This is a genomic window from Methylobacterium sp. HJ2 (assembly GCF_056431005.1).
Genome location: NZ_JBWJYM010000004.1, coordinates 429648 through 455006, shown reverse-complemented (window position 1 = coordinate 455006; position 25359 = coordinate 429648). Strand labels below are relative to the sequence as shown.

The 25359-nt window shown below is 72.1% G+C and carries 24 protein-coding genes and 1 pseudogene; 19 read left to right on the top strand and 6 right to left on the bottom strand.

What is annotated here, in order from left to right:
- A pseudogene (locus tag ACS5RC_RS13340) lies at positions 1-395 on the top strand (hypothetical protein); the annotation flags it as partial.
- A 19-nt stretch (positions 396-414) separates the two neighbouring features.
- Here ACS5RC_RS13340 and fdhD read toward each other — a convergent pair.
- Positions 415-1257, bottom strand: coding sequence for a formate dehydrogenase accessory sulfurtransferase FdhD (gene fdhD / locus ACS5RC_RS13335; protein ID WP_478344338.1), 843 nt, complete (start codon positions 1255-1257; stop codon positions 415-417).
- Positions 1258-1569: 312 nt separating this feature from the next.
- Between fdhD and coxB the strand changes: the two genes are divergently transcribed.
- The 8 genes from coxB (at position 1570) to ACS5RC_RS13295 (ending at position 8313) form a co-directional block, all read left to right on the top strand.
- Positions 1570-2409 (top strand): cytochrome c oxidase subunit II, encoded by an 840-nt coding sequence (gene coxB, locus ACS5RC_RS13330; RefSeq protein ID WP_478344337.1) that lies wholly within the window; start codon positions 1570-1572, stop codon positions 2407-2409.
- Positions 2410-2493: 84 nt separating this feature from the next.
- Positions 2494-4125, top strand: coding sequence for a cytochrome c oxidase subunit I (ctaD, locus tag ACS5RC_RS13325; protein ID WP_478344336.1), 1632 nt, complete (start codon positions 2494-2496; stop codon positions 4123-4125).
- Positions 4126-4293: 168 nt separating this feature from the next.
- A complete protein-coding gene (locus tag ACS5RC_RS13320; protein ID WP_478344335.1) occupies positions 4294-5241 on the top strand; it encodes a heme o synthase in 948 nt (315 codons plus the stop codon).
- A 23-nt stretch (positions 5242-5264) separates the two neighbouring features.
- Positions 5265-5429 (top strand): hypothetical protein, encoded by a 165-nt coding sequence (locus tag ACS5RC_RS13315; protein ID WP_478344334.1) that lies wholly within the window; start codon positions 5265-5267, stop codon positions 5427-5429.
- 4 nt (positions 5430-5433) lie between these two features.
- A complete protein-coding gene (locus tag ACS5RC_RS13310; protein ID WP_478344333.1) occupies positions 5434-6060 on the top strand; it encodes a cytochrome c oxidase assembly protein in 627 nt (208 codons plus the stop codon).
- A 141-nt stretch (positions 6061-6201) separates the two neighbouring features.
- Positions 6202-7059 (top strand): cytochrome c oxidase subunit 3, encoded by an 858-nt coding sequence (locus ACS5RC_RS13305; RefSeq protein ID WP_478344332.1) that lies wholly within the window; start codon positions 6202-6204, stop codon positions 7057-7059.
- A gap of 127 nt (positions 7060-7186) precedes the next feature.
- A complete protein-coding gene (locus tag ACS5RC_RS13300) occupies positions 7187-7558 on the top strand; it encodes a DUF983 domain-containing protein (protein ID WP_478344331.1) in 372 nt (123 codons plus the stop codon).
- Positions 7555-8313, top strand: coding sequence for an SURF1 family protein (locus ACS5RC_RS13295; protein ID WP_478344330.1), 759 nt, complete (start codon positions 7555-7557; stop codon positions 8311-8313). The genes ACS5RC_RS13300 and ACS5RC_RS13295 overlap by 4 nt, the downstream gene beginning before the upstream one ends.
- A gap of 554 nt (positions 8314-8867) precedes the next feature.
- Here ACS5RC_RS13295 and ACS5RC_RS13290 read toward each other — a convergent pair.
- Positions 8868-10520 (bottom strand): porin, encoded by a 1653-nt coding sequence (locus ACS5RC_RS13290; RefSeq protein WP_478344329.1) that lies wholly within the window; start codon positions 10518-10520, stop codon positions 8868-8870.
- Positions 10521-11157: 637 nt separating this feature from the next.
- Between ACS5RC_RS13290 and ACS5RC_RS13285 the strand changes: the two genes are divergently transcribed.
- Positions 11158-12618 carry a PAS domain S-box protein gene (locus ACS5RC_RS13285; protein WP_478344328.1) on the top strand — a complete coding sequence of 487 codons (1461 nt, stop codon included), beginning with the start codon at positions 11158-11160 and terminating at the stop codon, positions 12616-12618.
- Between the two features lie 20 nt (positions 12619-12638).
- Here the strand turns inward: ACS5RC_RS13285 and ACS5RC_RS13280 are convergent, their stop codons facing one another.
- From ACS5RC_RS13280 to ACS5RC_RS13270, 3 genes are all read right to left on the bottom strand, one after another.
- A complete protein-coding gene (locus tag ACS5RC_RS13280) occupies positions 12639-13514 on the bottom strand; it encodes a metallophosphoesterase (protein WP_478344327.1) in 876 nt (291 codons plus the stop codon).
- Positions 13515-13563: 49 nt separating this feature from the next.
- On the bottom strand, positions 13564-14184 hold the full coding sequence (locus ACS5RC_RS13275) for a cation efflux transmembrane domain-containing protein (protein WP_478344326.1): 621 nt from the start codon (positions 14182-14184) through the stop codon (positions 13564-13566).
- A gap of 87 nt (positions 14185-14271) precedes the next feature.
- Positions 14272-15219 carry a UDP-glucuronic acid decarboxylase family protein gene (locus tag ACS5RC_RS13270; RefSeq protein ID WP_478344325.1) on the bottom strand — a complete coding sequence of 316 codons (948 nt, stop codon included), beginning with the start codon at positions 15217-15219 and terminating at the stop codon, positions 14272-14274.
- A gap of 180 nt (positions 15220-15399) precedes the next feature.
- Between ACS5RC_RS13270 and croR the strand changes: the two genes are divergently transcribed.
- From croR to ACS5RC_RS13225, 9 genes are all read left to right on the top strand, one after another.
- Entirely contained in the window at positions 15400-15870 is a 471-nt protein-coding gene (gene croR / locus ACS5RC_RS13265; RefSeq protein WP_478344324.1) for a 3-hydroxybutyryl-CoA dehydratase, read from the top strand.
- 58 nt (positions 15871-15928) lie between these two features.
- Positions 15929-16675, top strand: a complete 747-nt coding sequence (locus tag ACS5RC_RS13260; protein WP_478344365.1) for a TrmH family RNA methyltransferase — start codon at positions 15929-15931, stop codon at positions 16673-16675.
- Positions 16676-16919: 244 nt separating this feature from the next.
- Positions 16920-18497, top strand: a complete 1578-nt coding sequence (gene crtI / locus ACS5RC_RS13255) for a phytoene desaturase family protein (RefSeq protein ID WP_478344323.1) — start codon at positions 16920-16922, stop codon at positions 18495-18497.
- Positions 18494-18934 carry a DUF2141 domain-containing protein gene (locus ACS5RC_RS13250; protein WP_478344322.1) on the top strand — a complete coding sequence of 147 codons (441 nt, stop codon included), beginning with the start codon at positions 18494-18496 and terminating at the stop codon, positions 18932-18934. Before crtI ends, ACS5RC_RS13250 begins: the two co-directional genes overlap by 4 nt.
- 4 nt (positions 18935-18938) lie before the next feature.
- Positions 18939-19928, top strand: coding sequence for an ABC transporter ATP-binding protein (locus ACS5RC_RS13245; protein ID WP_478344321.1), 990 nt, complete (start codon positions 18939-18941; stop codon positions 19926-19928).
- Positions 19925-21214: an ABC transporter permease gene (locus ACS5RC_RS13240; RefSeq protein ID WP_478344320.1), complete on the top strand. Its 1290-nt coding sequence runs from the start codon at positions 19925-19927 to the stop codon at positions 21212-21214. The genes ACS5RC_RS13245 and ACS5RC_RS13240 overlap by 4 nt, the downstream gene beginning before the upstream one ends.
- Before the next feature lie 110 nt (positions 21215-21324).
- Positions 21325-22869: a phytoene desaturase family protein gene (locus ACS5RC_RS13235; protein WP_478344319.1), complete on the top strand. Its 1545-nt coding sequence runs from the start codon at positions 21325-21327 to the stop codon at positions 22867-22869.
- A gap of 175 nt (positions 22870-23044) precedes the next feature.
- Complete coding sequence (locus ACS5RC_RS13230; protein ID WP_478344364.1) at positions 23045-23824, top strand: lysophospholipid acyltransferase family protein; 780 nt, start codon at positions 23045-23047, stop codon at positions 23822-23824.
- Entirely contained in the window at positions 23821-24969 is a 1149-nt protein-coding gene (locus ACS5RC_RS13225) for a glycosyltransferase (RefSeq protein WP_478344318.1), read from the top strand. Before ACS5RC_RS13230 ends, ACS5RC_RS13225 begins: the two co-directional genes overlap by 4 nt.
- On the opposite strand, the gene cutA is transcribed toward ACS5RC_RS13225, so the two are convergent.
- Positions 24948-25280, bottom strand: coding sequence for a divalent-cation tolerance protein CutA (gene cutA, locus ACS5RC_RS13220; RefSeq protein ID WP_478344317.1), 333 nt, complete (start codon positions 25278-25280; stop codon positions 24948-24950). The genes ACS5RC_RS13225 and cutA overlap by 22 nt on opposite strands.
- Positions 25281-25359 lie beyond the last annotated feature (79 nt).

Genomic DNA, 25359 nt, shown 5'->3' with positions numbered 1-25359 from the left:
GCGTCGCCCGCGTGGCGCCCCCATCCGATCCGCGGCCGGCCGAGGGCCGCCCGGCGCCCGGCCGCGCGACGCCCGAGGCGCCGAAGCCCGGCGTGCCGGACGCGCGGTCCGACGCGCCCGCCACCGCGGCGGCCCCGGGCCCGCAGCCGGGCGGCAAGTCAGGGGGCAAGACGGGGGAGAAGACGGGAGACAAGCCCGGCGCGCAGGACGCCGCTCAGGACCCGAAGCCGGCCCCGACCCGCCAGGCCAAGTCGATCGAGAGCAGCCCCGCCGAGGCGAAGACCGGCCAGACCTGGACCGATCCGCCCGAAGGCAAGCGCAACGTGCGGGTCATCGGCGGCGCCACGGTCGTGCCCGGCGGCAGCGCCGAGAAGGATGCGGCGCCCGCGCAGTAGCGTCACGGGCGCGGGCCGTTCACGGCGCGGCCGTCTCCAGACGCTCCTCGCCGCAGAACACCGTCAGCGTGTCCGAGCGCGCGATCGCGCAGAGCGTCATCCCGTGCGCCCGCGCCCGCGCCAGGGCGAGGGAGGTCGGCGCCGAGATCGCCACGACGACCGACGCGCCGAGGCGGGCGCATTTCTCCACCATCTCGAACGAGCAGCGGCTGGTGATCACGGCAAAGCCCGTGGCCGGGTCGCGGCCCTTACGGATCAGCGCGCCGACCAGCTTGTCCAGGGCGTTGTGCCGGCCGACGTCCTCGCGCACCGCGACGAGGCCGCCGTCGCGATCGGCCCAGGCCGCCGCGTGGACCGCCCGGGTCTCGCGGTTGAGGCTCTGGGCCGCGCCGAGCCCGCCGAGCGCCCGCTCGATCGCCGCGAGGGTCAGCCTCGGGGCCGGGGCCGCCCGGTCCTCGCGCAGGGTCGCCATCGGCAGGGCGGCGAGGTCGTCGATGCCGCAGACGCCGCAGCCGGTGCGACCGCTGATCGCGCGCTTGCGGGCGAGATGCTCGCGCAGGCGCCCCGGCGCCAGGTCGACCAGCAGCCGCAGGCCCTCCTCCGCCGTCTCGACCGCGACGCCGCGGATCTCGTCGGCCGCCTCCACGATCCCCTCGGTGAGGCTGAAGCCGTAGGCGAAGTCCTCGAGGTCGGCGGGGGTCGTCATCATCACCGCGTAGGGCACGCTGCCGTAGACGAGGTTGACCGGCATCTCCACGGCGACCGGGCGTTCCTCCTCCCGCGGCGGCGCGTCGCGATAGGCGAGGATCCGGGTCGGGACGCGGGTGGCGGCCGGTGGCAGAGGCGGGGCGTCGACGGTCATGGGATCACACGCGAGGTTAAGGGCGCTCCGGGCCCGCGGACCCGGCGCGGAGCGCCCCCGGATCCTCCTACAGCAATCCGGGTCGCGACCCGACGGCCGCGAGGCCGGATTCCGGCCGGATCGACGCGAGAATCCGGCGCCGTGCGACGCTTGTGCGGTTGCGCCTTGCACGCCCATGTGATCTGACACCGCGATCGGAGAGACCCGGCCGACGGCCGGGGTATCCGCGATGACGGCCGCCTGGAAGCCCGCGACGACAGAAGGGCGCACGCGGCCAGGATACAGGTCTCCAAGGGGAGCAACGAGAGGCACATGCGGACGGCGCGGACGAAAACACCATTCTTGTCAGGGGTGGCCACGCTCGGCGCCCTCCTCGTCACGTCCACCCAGGCCTTCGCCGCCGGGATCGGCCAGCCCGTGCCGTGGCAGATGGACCGACAGGTCCCCGTGACCGAGAACGCCCGGGAGATCCACCTGTTCGAGCACGGCCTGCACTGGCTCTCGCTCGCGATCTCCGTGTTCGTGCTCGGCCTGATCCTGTGGTGCGTCTTCCGCTTCAACGAGAAGCGGAACCCGACGCCCTCGAAGACCACCCACAACACCATGATCGAGGTCGCCTGGACCATCATCCCGGTCCTGATCCTCGTCGGCGTCGCGATCCCGTCGTTCCGGCTGCTGCGCACGCAGCTCTCGGATCCGAAGGGCGACGTCAACATCAAGGTCATCGGCCACGCCTGGTACTGGTCCTACGAGTACCCGCAGACCGACCAGGGCGGCGGCTTCACCTTCGACGCCAACCTTGACGAGGACAAGCAGCCGCGGCTGCTCGGCACCGACAACGACATGGTCGTGCCGGTGAACAAGATCGTGAAGATCCAGGTCACCTCGACCGACGTGCTGCATTCCTGGGCGCTGCCGTCCTTCGGCTTCAAGATCGACGCCATCTCGGGCCGCCTCAACCAGTTCTGGTTCAAGGCCGAGCGCGAGGGCACCTATCACGGCCAGTGCTCGGAGCTCTGCGGCCAGCGCCACGCCTTCATGCCGATCACCGTCCGGGTGGTCAGCGACGAGGACTACGCGAAGTGGCTCGCCGAGGGTAAGACCAAGTACGCCCGCCTCGACGACGGCTCGAAGCTCGCCGACGCCCGCTAACGCCATCGACCGGGGCGCCGCCGAGACGGCGCTGCCCTCGGACCGCGCGACACTCTGAGAGATACGCTCAAAGGCTCTTCATCCATGGCTACAGCCGCAGCGCATTCCGGGGCGCACGACGCCCATCACGACCACACGCCGTCCTTCTTCGCACGCTGGTTCCTCTCGACGAACCACAAGGACATCGGCACGCTCTACCTGCTCTTCGCCTTCTGCGCGGGCATGGTCGGCGCGTTCCTCTCCTTCGGCATCCGCATGGAGATGGAGGAGCCCGGCCTGCAGTACTTCTCCAATCCGGCGACCTATAACGTCTTCGTCACCGGCCACGGCCTCATCATGGTGTTCTTCATGGTGATGCCGGCGCTGATCGGCGGCTTCGGCAACTGGTTCGTGCCCCTCATGATCGGCGCGCCCGACATGGCGTTCCCGCGCATGAACAACATCTCGTTCTGGCTGACGGTGGCGGGCTTCATGAGCCTCGTCTGCTCGCTCTTCGTCGAGGGCGCGCCCGGCGCCCAGGGCGCGGGCACCGGCTGGACGGTCTACCCGCCGCTGTCCTCGGCCGGCCATCCCGGCCCGGCGGTCGACTTCGCGATCTTCGCGCTGCACCTCTCGGGTGCCGGCTCGATCCTTGGGGCGATCAACTTCATCACCACGATCCTGAACATGCGCGCCCCCGGCATGACGCTGCACAAGATGCCGCTCTTCGCCTGGGCCGAGCTCGTCACCGCCTTCCTGCTGCTGCTCTCGCTGCCGGTGCTCGCCGGCGCGATCACGATGCTGCTCACCGACCGCAACTTCGGCACCACCTTCTTCGACCCGGCCGGCGGCGGCGATCCGATCCTGTGGCAGCACCTGTTCTGGTTCTTCGGCCACCCCGAAGTCTACATCATGATCCTGCCGGCCTTCGGCATCGTCTCGCACATCATCGCCACCTTCTCGAAGAAGCCGGTCTTCGGCTACCTCGCGATGGCCTACGCGATGGTCGCGATCGGCGTCGTCGGCTTCGTGGTGTGGGCGCACCACATGTACACCGTCGGCCTCAGCCTGCAGACGCAGTCCTACTTCGTCTTCGCCACGATGGTGATCGCGGTGCCGACGGGCGTGAAGATCTTCTCGTGGATCGCCACGATGTGGGGCGGCTCGATCCGCTTCACCGCCGCGATGCACTGGGCGGTGGGCTTCATCTTCCTGTTCACGGTCGGCGGCGTCACCGGCGTCGTGCTGGCGAACTCGGCCGTCGACAAGTACCTGCACGACACCTACTACGTGGTCGCGCACTTCCACTACGTGCTCTCGCTCGGCGCGGTGTTCATCATCTTCGCGGGCGTCTACTACTGGTTCCCGAAGATGACCGGCCGCATCATTCCCGAATGGGCCGGCAAGCTGCACTTCTGGCTGGCCTTCATCGGCGCGAACGTCCTGTTCTTCCCGATGCACTTCCTCGGCCTCGCCGGCATGCCGCGTCGCTATGCCGACTATCCGGAGGCCTTCGCGGGCTGGCACAAGGTGTCGACCTACGGCGGCCACATCTTCGGCCTCGGCATGTTCGTCTTCGTGATCGGCGTCGTGCTGGCCTTCCGCTCGAAGGAGCGCGCCGCGGACAACCCGTGGGGCGAGGGCGCGACGACGCTGGAATGGACTCTGTCCTCCCCGCCGCCGTTCCACCAGTTCGAGACGCTCCCGCAGATCGTCGACGAGCCGGGCCACCACTGAGATACCGAGCGAGGGCCGCGCAGGACGCGGCCCTCGCCCTTCCCGGGCGGCTTCCCCAGCGGAGCCGCCCGGCAAGGGCGGGCGGGACGAGCGCATCGTCCCGGACAGACAGGGCGGACCGCCGGACGGCGGCCGCGATCCGAAGCCGCGACAGGATCGTTTGAGTCGATGACAGGTCTGACGAACAGCATCCCGGCCGAGCGCGCCGTCTTCGCCTCTGCGGTCGGCGGCGACGTGCCGGATTTCTTCGCGCTGCTGAAGCCCCGCGTGATGGTGCTCGTCATCTTCACGGCCCTCGTCGGCATGGTGGTCTCGCACGGGCACGTCTCGCCGGTGATCGGCGTGATCTCGCTGCTGATGATCGCGGTGGGCGCCGGCGCCTCGGGCTGCCTCAACATGTGGTGGGACGCCGACATCGACGCGGTGATGACCCGCACCGCCAAGCGCCCGATCCCCGACGGCCGCATCCGGCCCGACGAGGCTCTCTCCTTCGGCCTCGTGCTCTCGGTCGGCTCCGTGCTGGTGCTGGGCTTGGCCGCCAACTGGCTCGCCGCCGGCCTGCTCGCCTTCACCATCGTGTTCTACGCCGTGATCTACTCGATGTGGCTGAAGCGGGCGACCGCGCAGAACATCGTCATCGGCGGCGCGGCGGGCGCCCTGCCCCCGGTGATCGGCCAGGCCGTGGTCTCCGGCACGGTCGGGATCGAATCCCTCGTCCTGTTCGCCATCATCTTCATCTGGACGCCGCCGCATTTCTGGGCGCTCGCGCTGGTCAAGGCCGGCGAGTACGCCAAGGCCGGCATCCCGATGATGCCCAACGTCGCCGGCCCGCAATCGACCCGGCGCCAGATCGTCTACTACACGCTGCTGCTCGCCCCCCTCGGGCTGGTGCCGGTGGCGCTGGGCTTCGGCGGCATCCTCTACGCCGTGGTCGGCGTGCTCGGCGGCCTCGGCATGCTGGCCTTCAGCGTGCAGGTCTTCCGCAATCGCGAGGGCGAGGCCGAGAAGCGTGCCGCGATGGGCATGTTCGGCTTCTCGATCCTCTACCTGTTTCTCCTGTTCTCGGCGCTCCTCGCCGAGCAGAGCCTGGGCCTGTTCCGGCCGGTCTTCGCCTGACCCGTCCCCGGCTGAGTGGTGTGATGTACGATCCCAAGGTCGAGTACCGTCCCCTGACGCCCGAGGAGGAGGCGCGTCGCCGCAAGCGCTCCGTGGCGATCGCCCTCGCGCTCGGCGCGATGGTGCTGCTGTTCTTCGTCCTGACCATCGCCAAGCTGGGACCTCAGGTCCTCAGCCGACCGCTCTGAGCCGATGACAGCGCCGAACCCGAACCGCAACGCCACCCGCACCGCGCTCGCCTGCGCCGGGCTCGCGCTCGGCATGATCGGGCTCGCCTTCGCCTCGGTGCCGCTCTACGACGCCTTCTGCAAGGCGACCGGCTACGACGGCACGCCGCGCCAGGGCCCGGCGCCCGTCGCCGCCTCCGATGCCGCCAAGGTTGGCGACGCCAAGCCCGGCGACGCCATGCTGGTGCATTTCGATACCAACGTCGCCCCGACGCTGGCGTGGAAGTTCCGGGCCGAGAGCCGGGCCGTCACCGCGCGGCTCGGCGAGACCCAGACGGTGTTCTTCCAGGTGCGGAACACCGGCCCGAAGCCCTCGACCGGCATCGCGACGTTCAACGTGCAGCCCGGGCTGATGGGCGGCTACTTCGTCAAGGTGGAGTGCTTCTGCTTCAAGGAGCAGACGCTGCAGCCCGGCGAGGTTCTGGACGTTCCGGTGGTCTTCTACATCGACCCGGCCGTGCGGTCGGATTCGAACACGGCCCATCTCAGCGAGATGACGCTGTCCTACACCTACTTCGCCTCGAAGAACGGCCAGCCGGTGACGGCGGCGCTCGGTTCCGGCGGGCCGGAGGGTGGACGCAGGGATTTCTGAGTCGCGCAAGCGTGACAACAGCCGCACCGGTCCAGTATGGGTGCGGACGGGTTCGACGGGGTGAATAGGCCCCGCGACGGTTGGGAACAGGGCCGCGGCCGGAAACGGTCAGGGACTTGAGGGGTCAGGAGAGACGTTCAGATGGCCGAGGCGCACGCCAAGAATCACGATTTCCATATTCTGAACCCGAGCCCGTGGCCGCTGATCGGCGCGATGTCGGGCTTCACGATGGCGTTCGGTGCCGTGTTCTGGATGAAGAGCCTCCAGATCGGGACCCTGACGCCGGGCCCCTACATCTTCGGCGCCGGGCTGCTCGGCGTGCTCTACACGATGTTCTCGTGGTGGCGCGACGTGGTGCACGAGGCGAATGCGGGTGATCACACCCGCGTCGTCCAGCTCCACCACCGCTACGGCATGATCATGTTCATCGCCTCCGAGGTGATGTTCTTCGTGGCGTGGTTCTGGGCCTATTTCGAGGCGGCGCTCTACACCGCCGACCCGATCCAGGCCTCGCGCGTGGAGTTCACCGGCGGCGTCTGGCCTCCGAAGGGCATCGAGGCCTTCGACCCCTGGCACCTGCCGCTGCTCAACACGCTGATCCTGCTGACCTCCGGCACGACCGTGACCTGGGCGCACCACGCCCTGCTGCACGACGACCGGAAGGGCCTGAAATACGGCCTCTGGCTCACCGTGATCCTCGGCCTGCTCTTCACCGCCTGCCAGGCCTACGAGTACCACCACGCCGCCTTCGGCTTCTCGGGCAGCATCTACTCGTCGACCTTCTTCATGGCGACGGGCTTCCACGGCGCGCACGTCATCATCGGCACGATCTTCCTGGCGATCTGCCTCTACCGCGCCTATCTCGGCCAGTTCACCGTCAAGCAGCATCTCGGCTTCGAGTTCGCGGCCTGGTACTGGCACTTCGTCGACGTGGTGTGGCTGTTCCTGTTCGCCGCCGTCTACGTCTGGGGCTCGGGCGCCGGCCACGGCGCGCATTGAGGCCAACCGTTCGCCCGATGCAGGGCGGGGATGCGCGATCGGGGCGGCTTCGGCCGCCCCTTTTTCGTGCCTGGAGCCGGATGCACCCCCATATCCTCCTGGGGGACACGCGAAGGAGTCGAACGTCTTGGAACGCACCTATCAGCCGCAGCCGCCGATACCGACGGGCCTGCGCGGCCGCTGCCCGCGCTGCGGCGAGGGCCATCTCTTCACGGGCTTCCTGACCCTGCGCCCGTCCTGCGAGGCCTGCGGCCTCGACTATTCCAACTTCGATTCCGCCGACGGGCCGGCCTTCTTCGTGATGTCGATCGTGGGGCTCGTGGTGGTGGGCCTTGCGCTGTGGATGGAGATCACCTACCAGCCGCCGATCTGGGTCCATGCCCTCGTGGCCGGCACGCTCTCGATCGGGCTGAGCCTCGCGCTGGTGCGGCCGCTCAAGGGCATGATGGTCGCCCTGCAATACGCCAACAAGGCCGAGCAGGGGCGCTTCCGGCAGTGAGCGGGGCCGCCCACGCCCTGCGGCGCTCGGCCTGGCGCGATCTCGCGGCGCCGGGGATCGCCACCCTGATCGCCCTCGCCATCCTGATCGGGCTCGGCCTCTGGCAGCTCGCGCGCAAGGGCGAGAAGGAGGCGCTGATCGCCCGGATCGTGGCCCATTCCCGGGCCGAGCCGGTAGCGCCCCCGGCCGGTTCGGCGTGGGACCCGGCCCGCGACGAGTTCCGGCATGTGCGGGTCGCCGGGCGCTTCCTCAACGATCGCGAGACCCTGGTCCACGGCCTCGCGGCCGGCGAGACGCCGGGCCGCGCGCTCCAGGGCTACTACGTGCTCACGCCGTTCCAGCGCGACGACGGCGGGCTCGTCCTCGTCAATCGCGGCTTCGTCCCGACCGAGCTGAAGGCCCAGGCCGACCGCCGCGACGGGCTGATCGCGGGTGAGACCACGGTCACCGGAATCCTGCGCGCCAGCGAGGTGCGCACGCTGTTCGTGCCGGCGCCCGATCCCGCCCGCGGCGAATGGTTCAATCGCGACGTGGCGGGGATCGCGCAGGCCCGCGGTCTCGCGGAGGCGGCGCCCTACCTGATCGAGGCCGACGCGACGCCGGGGGCGAAGACCTGGCCGAAGGGCGGCCAGCTGCGCGTCGACCTGCCGAACAACCACCTGCAATACGCCTTCACGTGGTTCGGCATCGCGGCCTGCCTCGTCGGCGTGTTCGGGGTCTTCGCGTGGCGGCGCCTGCACGAGCCGGGCGCCTGAGCGATCCGGCACCGCTTTTCGGAAGGGCTTGACGCGCCGCGAGAGAGGTTTCGAGCCGGCCGCCCGCGACGGGGCAGCGCGCGGCACCCGATTTTCCGTGCGCGTCGGTCCCGCCCGCGTGGCTCGCCTCCGCGACGATCCCGGCCCTGACGAAGCCGCTCTCACCGTAGCCCGGCCAGCTCGCTTTCGCCGGCTAAGCGGCGCTGCGGCGTGTATTTGGCCCGCCGCAGTTGCGTCTCTCGGCCTGCCCGGCGGCGATTTGGAAGCGGCGGCCGAGTTCCGCCCGCGAGGATCCCGTCCGCGACGATCCCGGTGCTGACGAAGCCGCTCTCACCGTAGCCCGGCCTGCCCGGCGGCGATCCGGACGCGGCGACCGAGCCCGCGCGGCGATGCCGGGACCCCGCCCCACCCGCCCCGGTCGATCACACGGCGGAGGGATCCGCGGGTCCGGACGCGAAAAAGCCCGGCTTTGCAGCCGGGCCGATCCGAGTCGAAGCTTTTGGAAACCGTCCCCGCGCAGGGCCCGAAGGACCCGCGCGGGGGAGCCGTGCGGCTTAGAAGTCGCGCTGGACGCGGGCGCGGACCTGGAACACGTCGTCGCTGGCCACCGTGGCCACCGGGCCGCCGGCATTGATCGCCGCGGCGCGGGTGTAGGCGTTCGGATCGCGGTTCTGGTCGATCACGCGGCCGTTCTTGACGCCGACCTGGGTGTAGATGCCCTCGACACCGATATCCAGATCCTTGACCGGCGACCAGATCAGGCTGCCGCCGACGACGAACTGGTAGGTGTCCCGCAGGCCCTGGCTCAGGCTGTAGAAGCGGCTGCCGGGCGTACCGATCAGGGTGTTCGCCGTCACGCCCAGTGCCGTGGTCGCGATGCCCTGGGCGGCGCGGACGCCGGCCCCGAAGGACTGCTCGCCGTAGGAGCCGAACAGGGCCGAACGGACCTCAGGGCTCCAGTAGTGCAGCAGCGACGCGACAGCGGTGAAGCTCTCGGACAGCTGCAGGCGGCCCGTGAAGGGGTTCACGACACCGTCGGAGAAGAACTGCTGGAAGGCGTTGTAGCCGGTGTTGGTGGCCTGGATGTAGGAGCCCGTCCACTGGGAGTAGCCGGTGTAGAGCTGCGAGCCCTCGCCGTAGGCGCCCTGGAGGTACAGGGTGTCGCCCGGGGCGATGAAGGGCAGGTTGACCTTCAGGCCGCCCTGCACGGCGAAGCCGTACTGGGAGGCGATGCGGCCGAGCGGAACGACCGTGCCGCCGCCGCCATTGATCGGGTTCGTGACCGTCCCCGAGGTCGCGGTTCCCGGAATGATCAGGCTGCCGGCGTTGATCTCGTGGACGGCGCCGGAGACCTGGGCCGAGCCCCAAGCCGCGTCGTAGCGCAGGACGCCGACGAAGTCGGGCATGCGGTTACGCTCGATCGCGTCGAAGGTCGCGAAGCTGGTCGGGACGCCCGCGGCATTGTAGGCGTTGAAAACCGGAACCGGCGAGCTGGTGACGCCGAACAGCACGTTGTTGGTGTTCGCCGTGGGCAGCTGCGAGTTGAAGGTCGGCGTGCGACGGAAGCTCGGGTCTTCCATCGAGATCGTGGCGGAGAAGCCGTTGCCGAGCGTCGCGGTGTAGGCAGCGAGGTTCGTCGACGACACGTCCGAGCCGGCGGTCGCGGCGATGATCTCGAAGTCGTGGGCGTAGAAGTCGAAGAACGAGGACGCGCGACCGGCGGTGAAGCCGGCGAACTGCACGAACGCCTTGTCGGTGTTGAAGTACTGCTGGACGCGGCCGTTGCCGTCCACGCCGGTCGCCGCGAAGGCGTTGCCGATGCGCTCCTGGGTGCCCGAGCGGAACGTGCCGATGCCGGTGCGGCTCGCGGCCTCGAGGCGGACGAAGGCGCGCAGGGTGCCGTAGGCGGTCTGCGTGCGGGCGTCGAGGTTGATGCGTGCGAGGCCGCGGTAGCCGCTGGTGTCGCCGGAGGTGGCGCCGTTGCGGGCGTAGGCCGGCATGTAGCCGTACTCGAAACGGGCGCGGCCCGAGAGACGCAGGCAGGTGTCGGTGCCCGGGATGTAGAAGAAGCCGGCGCCGTAGGCGGAGCAGACGCGGACGTACTCGATCGGCGCGGCCTTCTTCACGGGAAGGTCGGCGGCCTGGGCGCCGGCGACGGCGGCGAGAAGCGCGGCCGAGCCAAGCAGGGAGCTCTTCAAGAGCTGCATTGATATCTCCAAAAGCTTCGAGACCCGAGAGGGATGCCCGATGGCGCCGGCTTTGCCGGTCGATCCGGGCTTGTTCTGTTGTGGTCCGCATCTTCCGGCGAACTCACGTGGACCGCATTGGCGCGATCCGTTTGCAGCTTCACTGTGTGCGAATGCTTCGAGCGGGGCAACGAGGATTCACGGCTTCGTGGGCGGTTCCTGTGCCATGTTGCCGGGCGGCAACATCCCGGGAAGGTCATAGCCGGCAAGGGTTTGGCCCGATCCGGATCGGAATCCGGCCCGGCGCCGCCCCGCCGCGGACCCGGCCGGCGGTCTCCCCGCGGCGGTGTGCCGGGCCGGAGCGCCCGTAGGGCCTCCGAGGCCCGGCGATCGGGCGCGCCGGGACCGGCCCTGACGCCCCTTGAGCGCGTGCTGATTCGGGCCCGCCCGCGCCGGCTTCCGGGCGCCGGCCGGCACGATTCGTGCGGGCCGGCATGCGGGGTCGTCCCGCGCCGCGCGGCCCGTCGTCCCGCCCGTCGCCGAGATGCGAGACCGTGAGCCCGCGATGCGAAAACCGTGTGCTGGCACGGGCTTGGCGGGAACCCGCGCGGGGCCGTCCGGTTGGAGACCGGAATCGGAGAAGACCCGGGATGCAGCCGTGACCGAGGGCGTGGACAGAACCGAGCTACGCCAGATCATCGCCGGGCTCACCGAGGGGGTCATGCTGATCGAGGCGGACCGGCGCATCGCCTGGGCGAACGACGCCGCCCTCGCGATGCACGGGGCGGAGACCCTGGCCGAGCTCGGCCCGACGGTGGAGGGGTATCGCGACCGCTTCAGCCTGCGCTACCGCAACAACCGCCGCCCCGAGCGGGACCCGATCGAGCGGCTCGTCGCCGGCGAGGCCTTCGCCGACCTGATCGTGGAGGTGACGCCCGCCGACCGCCCCGATCTCGGCTTCGTGCATTCCCTGCGCAGCCTCGCGGTCACCGACCGGAACGGCAACCCGAGCTGCTTCGCGCTGATTCTGCAGAACGTCACGGCGCAGTTCGAGGCGGAGGAGCGTTTCGAGAAGACCTTCAACGCCAATCCGGCGCCCGCCGTGATCTGCCGGCTCTCGGACCTGCGCCACGTCAAGGTGAACGCGGGCTTCCTCGAGATGACGGGCCACACCCGCGACGCGGTGATCGGGCGCAGCGTCTACGAGGTCGACGTGCTGGCCGGCGCCCGCAACCGTGACCTCGCCGTGTCGCGCCTCAACGCGGGCGGCACGATCCCGCAGATGGAGGCCTGCCTCGAGCTGCCCGGCGGCGGCTCGCGCACCGTCATCGTGGCCGGACAGCCGATCGAGATGGGCGACGAGCCCTGCATGCTGTTCACCTTCGCCGATCTCGAGCTGCGCCGGAAGGCCGAGACCGCCCTGCGCCAGAGCGAGGAGCGCTTCGCCAGGGCGTTCCGCCTCACCCCCGTGCCCACCGTCCTGGCGCGGCTCGACGACTTCGCCATCACGGCGGTCAACGAGGCCTTCACGCGGGTCTTCGGCCGCGGCGAGGAATCGGTGGTGGGCCGCGCCCCCGGGGCGGTCGGCCTCTGGGTCTCCAGCGCGGCGCGGGAGCGGTTCGAGGCGACGATCCTGCGCACCGGCTACCTGCTGGGACTCGAGGTCTGCCTCCGGCACGAGGACGGCAGCGAGCTCGATTGCCTGGTCTCCGCCGAGCGGGTCGAGATCGGCGAGGAGCCCTGCCTGCTCCTCGTCCTCCAGGACATCACCGCCCGCAAGCACACGGAGCGGGAGCTGTTCGCGGCGATCGAGACGGTGATGGCCGACACCTCGTGGTTCAGCCGCGGCCTGATCGAGAAGCTCGCGACCCTGCGCCGGCCCGGCCGGGAGGAGATCGGGCCGGCCCTGCCCGACCTCACCGTGCGCGAGCGCCAGATCCTCGGCCTGATCTGCTCCGGCCTCGACGACCCCGGCATCGCCAAGCGCCTGGGCCTGTCGCGCAACACCGTGCGCAACCACGCCGCCGCGCTCTACCGCAAGCTCGGCGTCCACAAGCGCACCGAGGTGATTCTCTGGGGCCGCGACAACGGCCTGCCCTCGAGCGCGCCGGGCGCCTGAGCGCCGCGGGGACCGCCCGCTCAGGCGCCCCCGATCGCGAGGCGCAGGTCCGGCCGGAAGCTCGTGCCCTCGACCGGATTCGAGACCCAGCGGCAGCGGCCCACCCGCATGTCGTGGCCGGCGTGGAAATGGCCCGAGATCCAGAGGTCGGGGCGCTCGGCATCCGGCAGGTCGTCGAGGAGCGTGGTCGCGTAGAAGGCCGGAACCCACCAGGGCACGCCCTGCGCATCCCGGTAGGCGTCGGCCGCGCGCGGGCTCGCCGGATGGTGGGTGATCGCGACCGTCGGGCCGTCATGGGGCCGGCGCAGGGCCGCGAGCAAGGCGGCACGCTCGGCCGCGTGGGCGGCCATCGCGTCCGCCGGACTCCAGGGCGTCCCGTCGGGCCGGCGGATCGCGCCGAGATATTCCCGCGAGCCCGTGACCGGGTCGGTCATGCGCGCGACCGCGTAGGCGACCGGATCCTCCGGGCGGCCGGGCGAATCGGGCCCGAGCCAGCGCCCGGCGAGCGACCAGTCGCTCCACAGCGTGGTGCCGACGAAGCGGACGCCGTCGAGGATGCAGGATCGCCCGTGCTGCAGGAGGTGCAGCCGCGCGCCGTCGGTGTTGAGGCGGGCGACCTCCGCCTCCAGGGCGGCGAGGAGCGCCGCCGCGTCGCGCGGGTCGCCGGTCGGCGCGTAATGCTCGTGGTTTCCCGGAACCAGGACGATAGGCCGTCCCCCGGCGAGCGCGAGGAGGGCCGCGAGACCGCGCTCGGGATGGCCCTCGTAGAGGTCGCCCGCGCAGGCCAGCACGTCGAAATCGTCGCCCGGGGACGGGATCAGGTCGAGGCGCCGCCGCTCGAGATGGAGATCGGAGATCGGGAACAGGCGCAGGGGGCGGTGCAGGGGTGGGCGCATGGATCGGTTCTTTCCGGGTTCGGGTCCGGCCCGGCGGGCGGCCCGCGCGTCAGGCCTCGGGTGCCGCGCCGCGTTCCGCCTGCGCCGCCCGGCGCTCCCGCCGCGCCGCCCGGAACACGTCCCCGGCCGCGTCCGCGTTCAGAACCGCGATGCCGGCGGCGGCCGCCAGGTCGGGCCACGGCGAGGGATGGAGTGCCGTGACGAGGCCGGCGGCGATGATGGCGAGGTTGGCGAAGGCGTCGTTGCGCGCCGAGAGGTAGGCGGCGCGGGTCAGGCTGCCCGAGCCGTGGCGGTGGCGGGCGAGCATCGCGGCGCAGGCGAGGTTCACCGCGAGCGCCCCGAGGCCGGTCAGCGTCAGCGGCACGGGCGCCGGCGGGGTCAGCGTCTCGAACTTCTCCCAGGCCGCGTAGGCGGTGGCGAGCGCCGGCACGAGCAGGATGGCGGCCATCGCGGTGCCGAGCCGGGCGCGGTTGCGCGCCGACCAGCCGAGGCCGGCGACGATCAGCAGGTTGATCGTCGCGTCCTCCAGGAAGTCGAGGCTGTCGGCGATGAGGGCCACCGAGCCGATGGCGAGCGCCACCGCGATCTCGATCCCGAAATAGCCGAGGTTCAGCGCCGCGACGCGGGCGACGACGGGGCGAAGGGCGGCTGCGGCTGCAGGCTCGGTCACGGGGCTCGTCCCTGGATCGGTCCCCGAAGGGGTGCCCGGCGTCTTGGTTCATGCCCACCCGCCTGTCGAGGCCGCGGCCGGGTCGCCTCAGGCGATCGTGCGGAAATACCCGATCGTCCGCTCCAGTCCCTCGCGGAGCTGGACGCGGGGCTCCCAGCCGAGAACCTCCCGGGCCTTCGCGATGTCGGGCCGGCGCTGGCGCGGGTCGTCGGGCGGCAGCGGCCGATGGACGAGCGTCGATCGCGATCCGGTCAGCTCGATCACCATCTCGGCGAGCTGCCGGATCGTGAACTCGCCCGGATTGCCGATGTTGATCGGGCCGGTCACCTCGGGGCCGGTCTCCATCAGCCGGACGAAGCCGTCGATCAGGTCGTCGACGTAGCAGAAGGAGCGCGTCTGCTGGCCGTCCCCGTAGAGCGTGATGTCCTCGCCGCGCAGCGCCTGCAGCACGATGTTCGAGACGACGCGGCCGTCGTTCGGGTGCATGCGCGGCCCATAGGTGTTGAAGATCCGCACGACCTTGATCGCCAGCCCGTGCTGCCGGCGGTAATCGAAGAACAGGGTCTCGGCGCAGCGCTTGCCCTCGTCGTAGCACGAGCGGAACCCGATCGGGTTGACCCGACCCCAGTATTCCTCCGGCTGCGGATGGACCTCCGGATCGCCGTAGACCTCCGAGGTCGAGGCCTGGAAGATCTTGGCTTTCACCCGCTTGGCGAGGCCCAGCATGTTGATCGCCCCGATCACGCTCGTCTTGGTCGTCTGCACGGGGTCGAACTGGTAGTGGACGGGCGAAGCGGGGCAGGCGAGGTTGTAGATCTCGTCGACCTCCACGTAGAGCGGAAACGTCACGTCGTGGCGCATCAGCTCGAACCGGGCATGCCCCAGCAGGTGGGCGACGTTGCGCCGGGTCCCCGTGAAGAAGTTGTCGACGCACAGAACCTCGTGGCCCTGCGACAGCAGGCGCTCGCATAAATGCGAGCCGAGGAAGCCCGCGCCGCCCGTCACCAGGATCTTCTTGACGGTGTCGTACCGCATCGGGTGCCTTCCGGGGAAATTCTCGCCGCCGAGCCTGCGCCGACGGAGCGCCCGAAAGCAATCTCCGGTCCCGTCCGCGCCCGCCGTCGTCGCGGCCGGGCTGGATTCGGCGGCCCGCCTGTGCGACGCGGTGGGCCAGGCGCCGCCGCACGGGCGCGAACCGACAGGGAGTGTGGAAAGATGTTGCCCGAGCTGCGCGTTCTGTACTTCGAGGATCTGGAGGTCGGCCTGTCCGAGACGCTCTCGAAGGTGATCGCCTCCTCGGACGTGGTGGGCTTCGCCGAGATCACCGGCGACCGCAACCCGATCCACCTGTCCGAGCACTTCGCCGCGCGCACGCCCTTCGGCACCCGCATCGCCCACGGCCTCTACACCGCGGGCCTGATCTCGGCGGTGCTCGGCACCCGCCTGCCCGGCCCCGGCGCCGTCTATATCAGCCAGACCCTGAACTTCCGCGCGCCGGTGCGCATCGGCGACACCGTCGACGTGACCGTCGAGGTGGCCGAACTCGTGCCGGAGCGCCGCCGCGCCCGGCTCAAATGCACCTGCGCCGTGGCGGGCGAGATCGTGCTCGACGGCGAGGCCCTGGTGAAGGTGCCGACCAAGGCCGAGGCCGATCCGCTGGCCGTGCGCACCGGGCGCCCCGCCTGACGTGACCCCGGTCGCGATCGACGATCCGGCCGACCCGCGCCTCGCCCCCTACGCCGCCATGCGCGAGCGCGACCTCGTGGGCCGGGCCGGGCGCTTCATCGTCGAGGGCGAGGTCACGCTCCGGCTGCTCGCCTCGGCGCGGGCGCGCTTCCGGGCGGAATCGGTGCTGCTCGTGCCCGAGCGCTGGCCCGGCCTCGCGGGCGCGCTCGCCGGCCTCGACGCCCCCGTCTACCTCGCGGGCAAGGCGGTGATGAGCGCCGTGACCGGCTTCCCGATCCATCGCGGCGTGCTGGCGGTCGGCCTGCGCGGGGCGGATGCGGCGCCCGCGGCGCTCGTCCCGCCCGCCCCGGCCCCGGCGCTCGTGCTCGGGCTCGCCGGCCTGACGAACCACGACAACGTCGGCGCCTGCCTTCGCAACGCCGCCGCCTTCGGGGCCGACGCGGTGCTCCTCGACGCCGCCACCTGCGATCCGCTCTACCGCAAGGCGATCCGGGTCTCGGCGGGCGCCGCGCTGGTCACGCCCTTCGCGCGGCTCCCGGCCGGTGCGGACTGGGCGATGCTCGCCGAAACCCTCGCCCTCGTGCCGCTGGCGCTGAGCCCGTCCGGCCGCGAGAGCCTCGACGGCCTCGCGGCGCCGCCCCGCGCGCTTCTGATCCTCGGCACCGAGGGGCCGGGCCTGCCGGACGCGGTCCTGGCCCGCACCCGGACCCTGCGCATCCCGATGGCCCCGGGCTTCGACAGCCTCAACGTCGCCACCGCCGGCGCCGTCGCGCTGCACCGCCTCGCGGGCGCGCGGACGGCCTGAGCGGCGGGCCGCATTCCACGGGGCGGAGTGCGGAGATCCCCGGGCCCGGGGCCGTATCGCGGCCTTGACAGCGCCGCCCCGGCACGCGCGACAAAGGGATGCAATTGCCGGACGCGCAAAGGTCTCTAGCTTGGCCGCAGAGATGGCGGTCGATAGCGCGGCGTGCGACGGTCGGTCCCGACGCGGAGCGTCGCGCGCGAGCCTGACGCGGAGCGTCGCGCGCGAGATTGAGGAGTCGAGAGCGTTGCTTCACTCGGGAGAGGGCCTTCGGACGCTGTCCGGACGCCGGGTCGTCGTCGTCGGGGCCGGCCCCGGCGGCCTGGCATCGGCGCTGCTCCTGGCGCGGGCGGGCATCCACGTCACGCTGATCGAGAAGGACACGCAGGTCGGCGGGCGCACCAAGACCGTGGAGACGCCGGGCGGCTACCGCTTCGACATCGGCCCGACCTTCTTCCTCTATCCCCAGATCCTGGCCGACATCTTCGAGAGCTGCGGCGAGCGCCTCGAGGACCACGTCAAGCTCGAGCGGCTCGATCCGCAATACCACCTCGTCTTCGAGGGCGGCGGCGAGATCCGCGCCACCGGCGACGTCGCGCGGCTGGAGGCCGAGATCGCCCGGATCGCCCCGGACGACGCGAAGAACGTCCGGGCCTTCTTCTCCGAGAACCGTCAGAAGCTGACCTACTTCAAGCCCGTGCTGGAGCAGGCCTTCCACAAGCTGCGCAGCATGGCGAGCCCGGCCATGCTCGCCGCCCTCCCCCATCTGCATCCCGGCCGCAGCGTCGACCGCGACCTGCGCCGCTACTTCGCCGATCCGCGGGTGCGCCTCGCCTTCTCGTTCCAGACCAAATACCTCGGGATGTCGCCCTTCCGCTGCCCGAGCCTGTTCACCATCCTGTCGTTCCTCGAGTACGAGCACGGCGTCTATCATCCGGTCGGCGGCTGCGGCGCGGTCTCGGAGGCGATGGCGGGGCTCGCCCGCCGCATGGGCGTCGACATCCGCCTCGGCCAGAGCGTCGAGCGGGTGACCTTCGCGGGCAAGACGGCGAACGGCGTGATCGTCGGGGGCGAGCACCTGCGCGCCGACGCGGTGATGATCAACGGCGACTTCGCCAAGGTGGTGCCGGAGCTGGTGCCGGAGGCGCACCGGCCGCGCTGGCGCGACGCCAAGGTGGCCAAGGCGCGGCTCTCCTGCTCGACCTTCATGCTCTATCTCGGCATCGAGGGCCCGATGCCGGAGGCGCTCGGCCATCACACCATCCTGCTGGCGAAGGACTACGCCCGCAACATCCGCGAGATCACCGAGGGCACGCTGTCGATGCAGCCCTCGATCTACGTCCAGCACGCGGGCTACACCGACGGCGGCATGGCGCCCCCCGGCCACACCGCCCTCTACGTGCTGGTGCCGGTGCCGAACCTGAAGGCCGGGATCGACTGGCCGGCGACGCGGGCGCGCTACCGCGCCCTGGTGCTGGAGCGCCTGCAGGCGCTCGGGATCACGGACCTCGAATCGCGCATCCGCTACGAGCGCATCGTCGACCCGACCGAGTGGCGCGACGAGTTCGCGGTCCACGAGGGCGCCACCTTCAACCTCGCCCACGACCTGATGCAGATGCTCTATTTCCGGCCCCACAACCGCTTCGGGCCGGGCCTCTACCTCGTGGGCGGCGGCACCCATCCGGGCTCGGGCCTGCCGGTGATCTACGAGGGCGCGCGCATCTCGGCCCGCCTGCTGATCGAGGAGCTGCTGGGCGCCCGCGTGCCGGCCGGCGCCGGCCTGCCCGAGACCGCCCCGCTGGCGGCCGGCGGCGAGGCCTCGTGACGGGAACGGCGCGCAGGCGCGGGGCGGGGCTGGTCGCGCTCGGCCTCTGCCTCGCCGCGCCCGCCCGGGCCGCCACGCTCCAGGTCGAGGTCGACGGCATCGAGCCCGGCGCGGGCACCGTCTACGTCACGCTCTGCCAGGGCGGCTTGTCCGAGGCGTCCTGCACCCGCGGCGACAGGGTGCCGGCGAGCGGTCCGGCCGCCGCCGTCGCGTTCCGGGACGTGGCGCCCGGCACCTACGCGGTCGCCGCCTTCCAGGACCAGAACGGCGACGGCCGCCTCGACCGCACCGGGCTCGGCCTGCCGCTCGAGCCCTACGCCCTCTCGGGCGGGGCCGGGCGCAGGGGCCGGCCCGATTTCGCCGAGGCGGCCTTCGGCCTGCGCGAGCCGGGCGCCGCCATCCGGCTGCGCCTCGCCCGCGCCCTGCCCCGGCGCTGAGGCGGTGTCGCCCCATCCCAGCCCGGCGGAGCCGCTGCTCGCGGCGGCGGGCGTCGCCCTGTCCTATCGCGGGCGGCGTGTGCTCGACGGGATCGACCTCGCCCTCGCCCCCGGCGCGACCCTGGCGCTGCTCGGGCCGAATGGGGCCGGCAAGACCTCGCTGATGCGCCTGGCCGCCGGGCGCCTCGCCCCGGAGGCCGGGACGATCCGGGTCGCGGGCCGCGATCCCTTCGCCGAGCGCGCGGTGCGCAGCGCCATCGGCTGGGTGCCCCAGGAGATCGCGCTCTATCCCCGGCTCACCGTGGCGGAGAATCTCGGGATCTTCGCCCGGCTCGCGGGCCTCCCCCGGCGCGAGCGGGCCCGGGCGGTGGCGGCGGCCCTCGCCCTGACCGACGTCGCCGACGTCGCCGACCGCCTCGTCGGCCAGCTCTCGGGCGGCTACCAGCGCCGGGTCAACATCGCCGCGAGCCTGATGGGCCGGCCCCGCCTCGTCCTCCTCGACGAGCCGACGCAGGGGGTCGATCTCGCGGCGCGCGCGGCGATCCACGCGGTGCTCGCGCGGCTGCGGGCCGAGGGCACCGCGATCCTGATCGCCACCCACGACTTCGCCGAGGCCGAGCGGCTGGCCGACCGCGTCGCCTTCGTGGCGCAGGGCCGGATCGTGCTGGAGGGCGCACTCGCCGACCTGCTCGCCACCTTGCGGACCGGGACGCCGGAGCGCGAGGTGGTGCTGACGGGAAGCCCCGATCCCGGCGCCGAGGCGGTCCTGCGCCGCGCCGGCTTCGCGCCCCACGAGGGCGGGCTGCTCTGGCGGGCCGAGCGCGCCGCCTCGGGCCTCGACGGGGCGGCGCTCCTCGGGCAATTGCGGGCGCAGGGCGTCCCGGCCTCGGAGGTGCGGGTGCGCGCGCCGGGCCTCGAGGCGCTCTATCTCGACGCGCTGCGCCCGCGCCCGGTCGCCGAGGTGGCGCGCGCCCGGATCGGGGGCGCGCGATGATCGGCGCGGCCTTCCGGGTGATGCTGCTGACGCTCCTGCGCGACCGGGCCGCCCTGGTGATGGCCTTCGTGCTGCCGACGGTGATCTTCGTGATCTTCGCGGCGATCTTCTCGGGCGCCGTCGGCGACCGCATCCGCATCCATCTCGGGCTCGCCGACCTCGCCCGCACCCCGACGACGGAGCGCCTGATGGGCGCCCTCGAGGCCGACCCCACCCTGCGCGTCAGCCGCCTGCCGGGCGACGACCTCGCGGCTTTGGCCCGCGCCGTGCGCTCGGGCGAGGTCGACGTCGCCCTGGTCCTGCGCGGCGACCTCTCCGCCGCGCCGTCCGCCCCCGTGGCTGCGCCCGCCGGTCCGCCGGCGGAGCCCGCCGGTTCGCAGGCGGAGGCCGTCCGCCCGCCGGCTGAGGCCCTCCGCCCGCCGGCTGAGGCCCTCCGCCCGGTGGTGCTAGTCGAGAACCCCGCCAAGGCGCTCGCCACCCCGATCGCGCTGGGCCAGCTCCAGCGCGTCCTGAACGAGGCCCTGCCCGACGTGGTGCTCTCGCGCGTCGTCGCCGACGTGGAGCGCACCGGCAAGATCGGACCGGACGAGCGCGCCTTCCTCGACGCGGCCTTCGCCGAGCAGCGCGCCAAGAAGGAGCCGTTCAGCTTCTCCAACCTCGTGGAGCGACGCAGCACCGCGGCGGCGGCCGGCAATGCCCGGGTGAGCTACTACGCGGGCGCGATCACCGCCGTGTTCCTGCTGTTCGCCGCCATGCAGGGCGCGATGTCGCTGGTGGAGGAGCGCGGCTCCGGGCTCGCCGACCGGCTGATGGCGGGGCCCGGCGGCCTCGCGGTGATCGTGCTCGGCAAGTTCGCCTTCCTCACCCTGCAGGGCGTCGTGCAGGCCGGGCTGATCTTCGGCGCCGCGGGCCTGCTCTACGGCGTCGCCATCGGCCCGCACTGGCCGGCCTTCCTGGTCACCTGCCTCCTCGTCTCGGCGATGGCCGCGGGGCTCGCCCTCGCGGCCTGCGCCGCCTCGGCCACCCGCCAGCAGGCCCATCTCGCCTCGACCTTCGGCGTGCTGCTGCTCTCGGCCGTGGGCGGCAGCATGGTGCCGCGCTTCCTGATGCCGCCCTGGCTGCAGCAGGCGGGCTGGCTCACCCCCAACGCCTGGGCGATCGAGGCCTATCAGGGCGCGCTGGGCGACGGCCTGCCCGCCGCGCTCGCCGCCTGGGGCGTGCTGGCGGCGCTCAGCCTCGCCGGGCTCGCCGCGGCTCTGGGACTGGTCTCGCGGCGTGCGGCCTGATGGCTGTGCACCGTCATCGGCGCGACCGGGTAGCACGTTGACCGTGCCGCCGCCGCGCTTAGCTTGCTCGGGCGGAACCCCGCCCGGGCGTTTCGTTGGAGCGTAACACGATGCAGTCCGGATCCTCGGTCGCCGTCATCGGCAGCGGTTTGGGCGGCCTCGCGGCGGCCTGCGTCTCGGCCGCGCGGGGGCATGCCGTCACCCTCTACGACAAGAACGACTGGCTCGGCGGCAAGGCGGCGGTGCTGCACGAGGGCGGCTTCCGCTTCGACATGGGGCCGACCATCCTGACCGTGCCGCGCGTGCTGGAGCGCATCTTCGCGGAGGCCGGGCGCGACATCAACGACTACCTCGACCTGCGCCGGCTCGACCCGCAATGGCGCTGCTTCTTCGATGACGGCCGCCACATCGACCTGATGCAGGACGTCGAGCGGATGGCCGCCGACATGGACCGCTTCGTGCCGGGCACGGGCGCCGGGGACGGCTACAAGAAATTCATCGCCATCTCCGAGCACCTGCACGGGGTGTCCGAGCGGTTCTTCTTCTGGAAGCCGGTCGAGGACCTGTTCGACACGATCAACATCCGCGCCAACATGAATCCCGGCACGCTGCGCGACGTGCTCTCCCTGCGCATGCACGCCTCGGTGGCCTCCACCATCCGCGGCAAGGTCAAGGACGCGCGCCTCGCGCAGATGCTCGACCATTTCGTGCAGTATGTCGGCTCCTCGCCCTACGGCGCGCCGGCCGTGCTCTGCGCCATCGCCCACATGCAGACGGCGGACGGGGTCTGGTACCCGATGGGCGGCACCCGCGCGGTGGCCGAGGCCCTGGCCAAGCTCGCGGGCGAGCTCGGGGCCACCCTGAAGCCCGGCTCCGAGGTGACCGGCCTCGACATCCGCGACGGCGCGGTGCGGGGCGTGCGCACCCAGGACGGCACGACCGCCCCCTACGACGCCGTGATCTCCAACATGGATTCGGTGCGCACCTACCGGGAGCTGGTCGGCGGCGAGGCGGGCCGCGCCTACGAGAAGAAGAACCCCGAGCCGGCCTGCTCGGGCGTGGTGCTCTATCTCGGCCTGAACAAGCGCTACGAGCACCTGAACCACCACGATTTCGTCTTCTCCCGCGATCCCGAGGAGGAGTTCGACTGGATCTACCGCAAGGGCGAGCCCGCCCCCGACCCGACCGCCTATCTCGCCGCCCCCTCCTCCACCGATCCGAGCGTGGCGCCCGAGGGCGGCGAGGCGCTCTACGTCCTCGTCCACACCCCCTATCTGCGCCCGCACCACGACTGGTCGAAGATGTTCCCGGCCTACCGGCAGGTGATCCTGGACAAGCTCAAGCGCACCGCCGGGATGCCGGACCTCGAAGAGCGCATCGTCGTCGAGCGCCACCTGACGCCGCAGGACATCCACGACCGCTACAAGGTGCTGAACGGGGCGATCTACGGCCTGGCCTCGCACGGTAAGGTTATGGGCGCCTTCAAGCCCGGCAACCGCTCGCGGCAGGTGCGCGGCCTCTATCTCGCGGGCGGCGCCGCCCATCCCGGACCCGGGATGCCGATGGTGATGATGTCGGGCTGGATCGCGGCCGACGCCCACGACCAGGATGCCCGCGGCGCCTCGGGCACGCCCGATCTGCGCAAGTCGGCCTGAGCGCGCGGGCGTGAGCCTCGACGAACTCCGCGCTCCGCCCCGGATTGACCCCGTGGGCGAGGCGGACCGGGCCCCGCCGGAGCGCGGCATGGGCGAGCCACCGAGACCCGACCGGGCCGTCCGGCACCGTGGCGTCGCCGAGCCGGTCCCGGTCTCGCCCGCGCTCTGGCGCTTCATGGTCGGCTATTTCGACCGCTTCGTGCGCCGCCACCTCAATGCCGTGCGGCTCGCCCGCTGGGGCGTGCCGGGCTTCGCCGCTCATCCGGGCCCGATCGTGGTCTATTGCAACCACCCGGCGTGGTGGGACGCCGCCGTGGTGATCCTGCTCGCCGGGCGTCTGTTCCCGGAGCGCGAGGGCCGGGCGCCCTTCGACGCGAAGATGCTCGCGCGCTACCGCATCTTCCAGCGCATGGGCGCCTTCGGGGTCGATCTCGACAGCCCGCGCGGGGCGGCGCAGTTCCTCGCCGCCTCGCGCGGCATCCTGGCCGGCCGGCACCGCATGATGTGGATCACCGCGCAGGGCCGCTTCGCCGACGTGCGGGCCCGCCCGCTTGGCCTGCGCCCCGGCGTGGCGCATCTCGCCGAGCTCGCCGAGGACACGCTGTTCGTGCCGCTGGCCCTCGAATACGCCCTCTGGGAGGAGCGCGGGGCCGAGGCCTTCGTCGGGTTCGGCGAGCCCGTCCACGCCCGCGACCTGCGCGCCCTGCCCCGGGCCGAGCGCCTCGCCCGGCTCGAGCAGGACCTGACGCGGACCCTCGACCGGCTCAGCGCCGACGTGATCGCCCGCGATCCGGAGCGCTTCGTGCCGCTCGTCTCGGGCGCCAAGGGGATCGGCGGCGTCTACGACGTCTGGCGCCGCCTGCGGGCCCTGCTCGCCGGGCGCCCCTTCGACCCGGCCCACAACGCCGCCGCCGGGGCGCCGGCCGGCGCGCCGGAGCGGGAGCCCGCCCGGTGAGCCTCGACGCGCTGTTCTGGGGCCTCGCCCTCGTCTGCCTCGTGGTCGCCGGGCAGCCGGCCCTGTTCTGCGCGATCAACCTCGCGCTGCTGCGCACGCCCGCGATCGAGCCCGGCGGCGCCGGCCTCGTCTCGATCCTGATCCCGGCGCGCAACGAGGCGCACAACATCGCCGGCACCCTCGCGGCCGCGCTCGCCAGCACCGGCACCCCGGTCGAGGTGGTGGTGGGCGACGACCACTCCACCGACGCCACCGCCGAGATCGTGCGGGCGATGGCCGCGGCCGATCCGCGCCTGCGCCTCGCCGCCGTGCCGCCGCTCCCCGAGGGCTGGACCGGCAAGAACAACGCCTGCGCCTTCCTCGCCACCCAGGCGCGGGGCGAGCACCTGCTCTTCCTCGACGCCGACGTGCGGCTCGCCCCCGAGGGCGCCGCGCGGCTCGCGGGCTACGCCCGCCGCACCGGCACGGCGCTGCTGAGCACGGTTCCGCGCCAGCGCATGGACACCCTGGGCGAGCGCCTGACCGTGCCGATGATCAACTTCCTGCTCGTCGGCTACCTGCCGGTGGCGGCGATGCGGGCCTCGCTGCATCCGAGCCTCGGGGCCGCCTGCGGCCAGCTGATCCTGGCCTCCCGCGCGGCCTACGCCGAGACCGGCGGCCATGGCGGCATCCGCGCCTCGCTGCACGACGGGGTGCGCCTGCCCCGCCTGTTCCGCCGCCACGGCCTGCGCACCGATCTGGTGGCGGGGCGCGATCTCGCCCTCTGTCACATGTACGGGGGCTTTCGCGAGGCCTGGGCCGGGTTCTCCAAGAACGCCCAGGAGGGCATGGCGACGCCCCGGGCGCTCCCGGTCTGGACGGCGCTGCTGCTGCTCGGGCAGGTGCTGCCGTTCTGCCTCGCCCTCGCCGGGCTGGCGGGCGCCCTGCCGCCGGCCGCGATCCCCCTCGCGCTCGCCGCGGCGGGCCTCGCGCTGGCCACCCGCGCGGCGATCACGCTCGGCACCCGCGAGCCGCCGCTGACGATCCTGCTGCACCCGCTGATCGTGCTGACCGCGCTGGCCATCCAGTGGAACGTGCTGCTGCGCCGCGAGCGCGCCGGCGCCGCGACCTGGAAGGGCCGGAGCTACCCGGTCGGCGGCGCCTGAGTCTCGGCCAGGATCCAGGCCAGCGTGTCCGGATCGGCCGCCTCCACCGGCAGGTGCAGCAGGATCGGCGTCTCGTAGGGGTGGCGGGCCTTCAGCGCCGCCGCGAGCGCCTCCCCGAGGGAGGCCCGGCTCTTGACGAGCGCCGCCACCTCCTCGCCCCGCTCCACCGCGCCCTTCCAGGCATAGACCGAGCGCATCCCCGGCAGCACGTTGACGCAGGCCGCGAGCCGGTCGCGCACGAGGCCCTCGCCGATGTCGAGCGCCGTCGCGGCATCCGGGAAGGTGGTGTAGAGGAGGAGCGCGCGCTCCATGCCGGATTCTCCGTTCGGGTCTGGACCGCGCGTTGGTACGGGCCTCGCGAGTGGGGCCCGGGAGTGGAGCCGGCGTCAA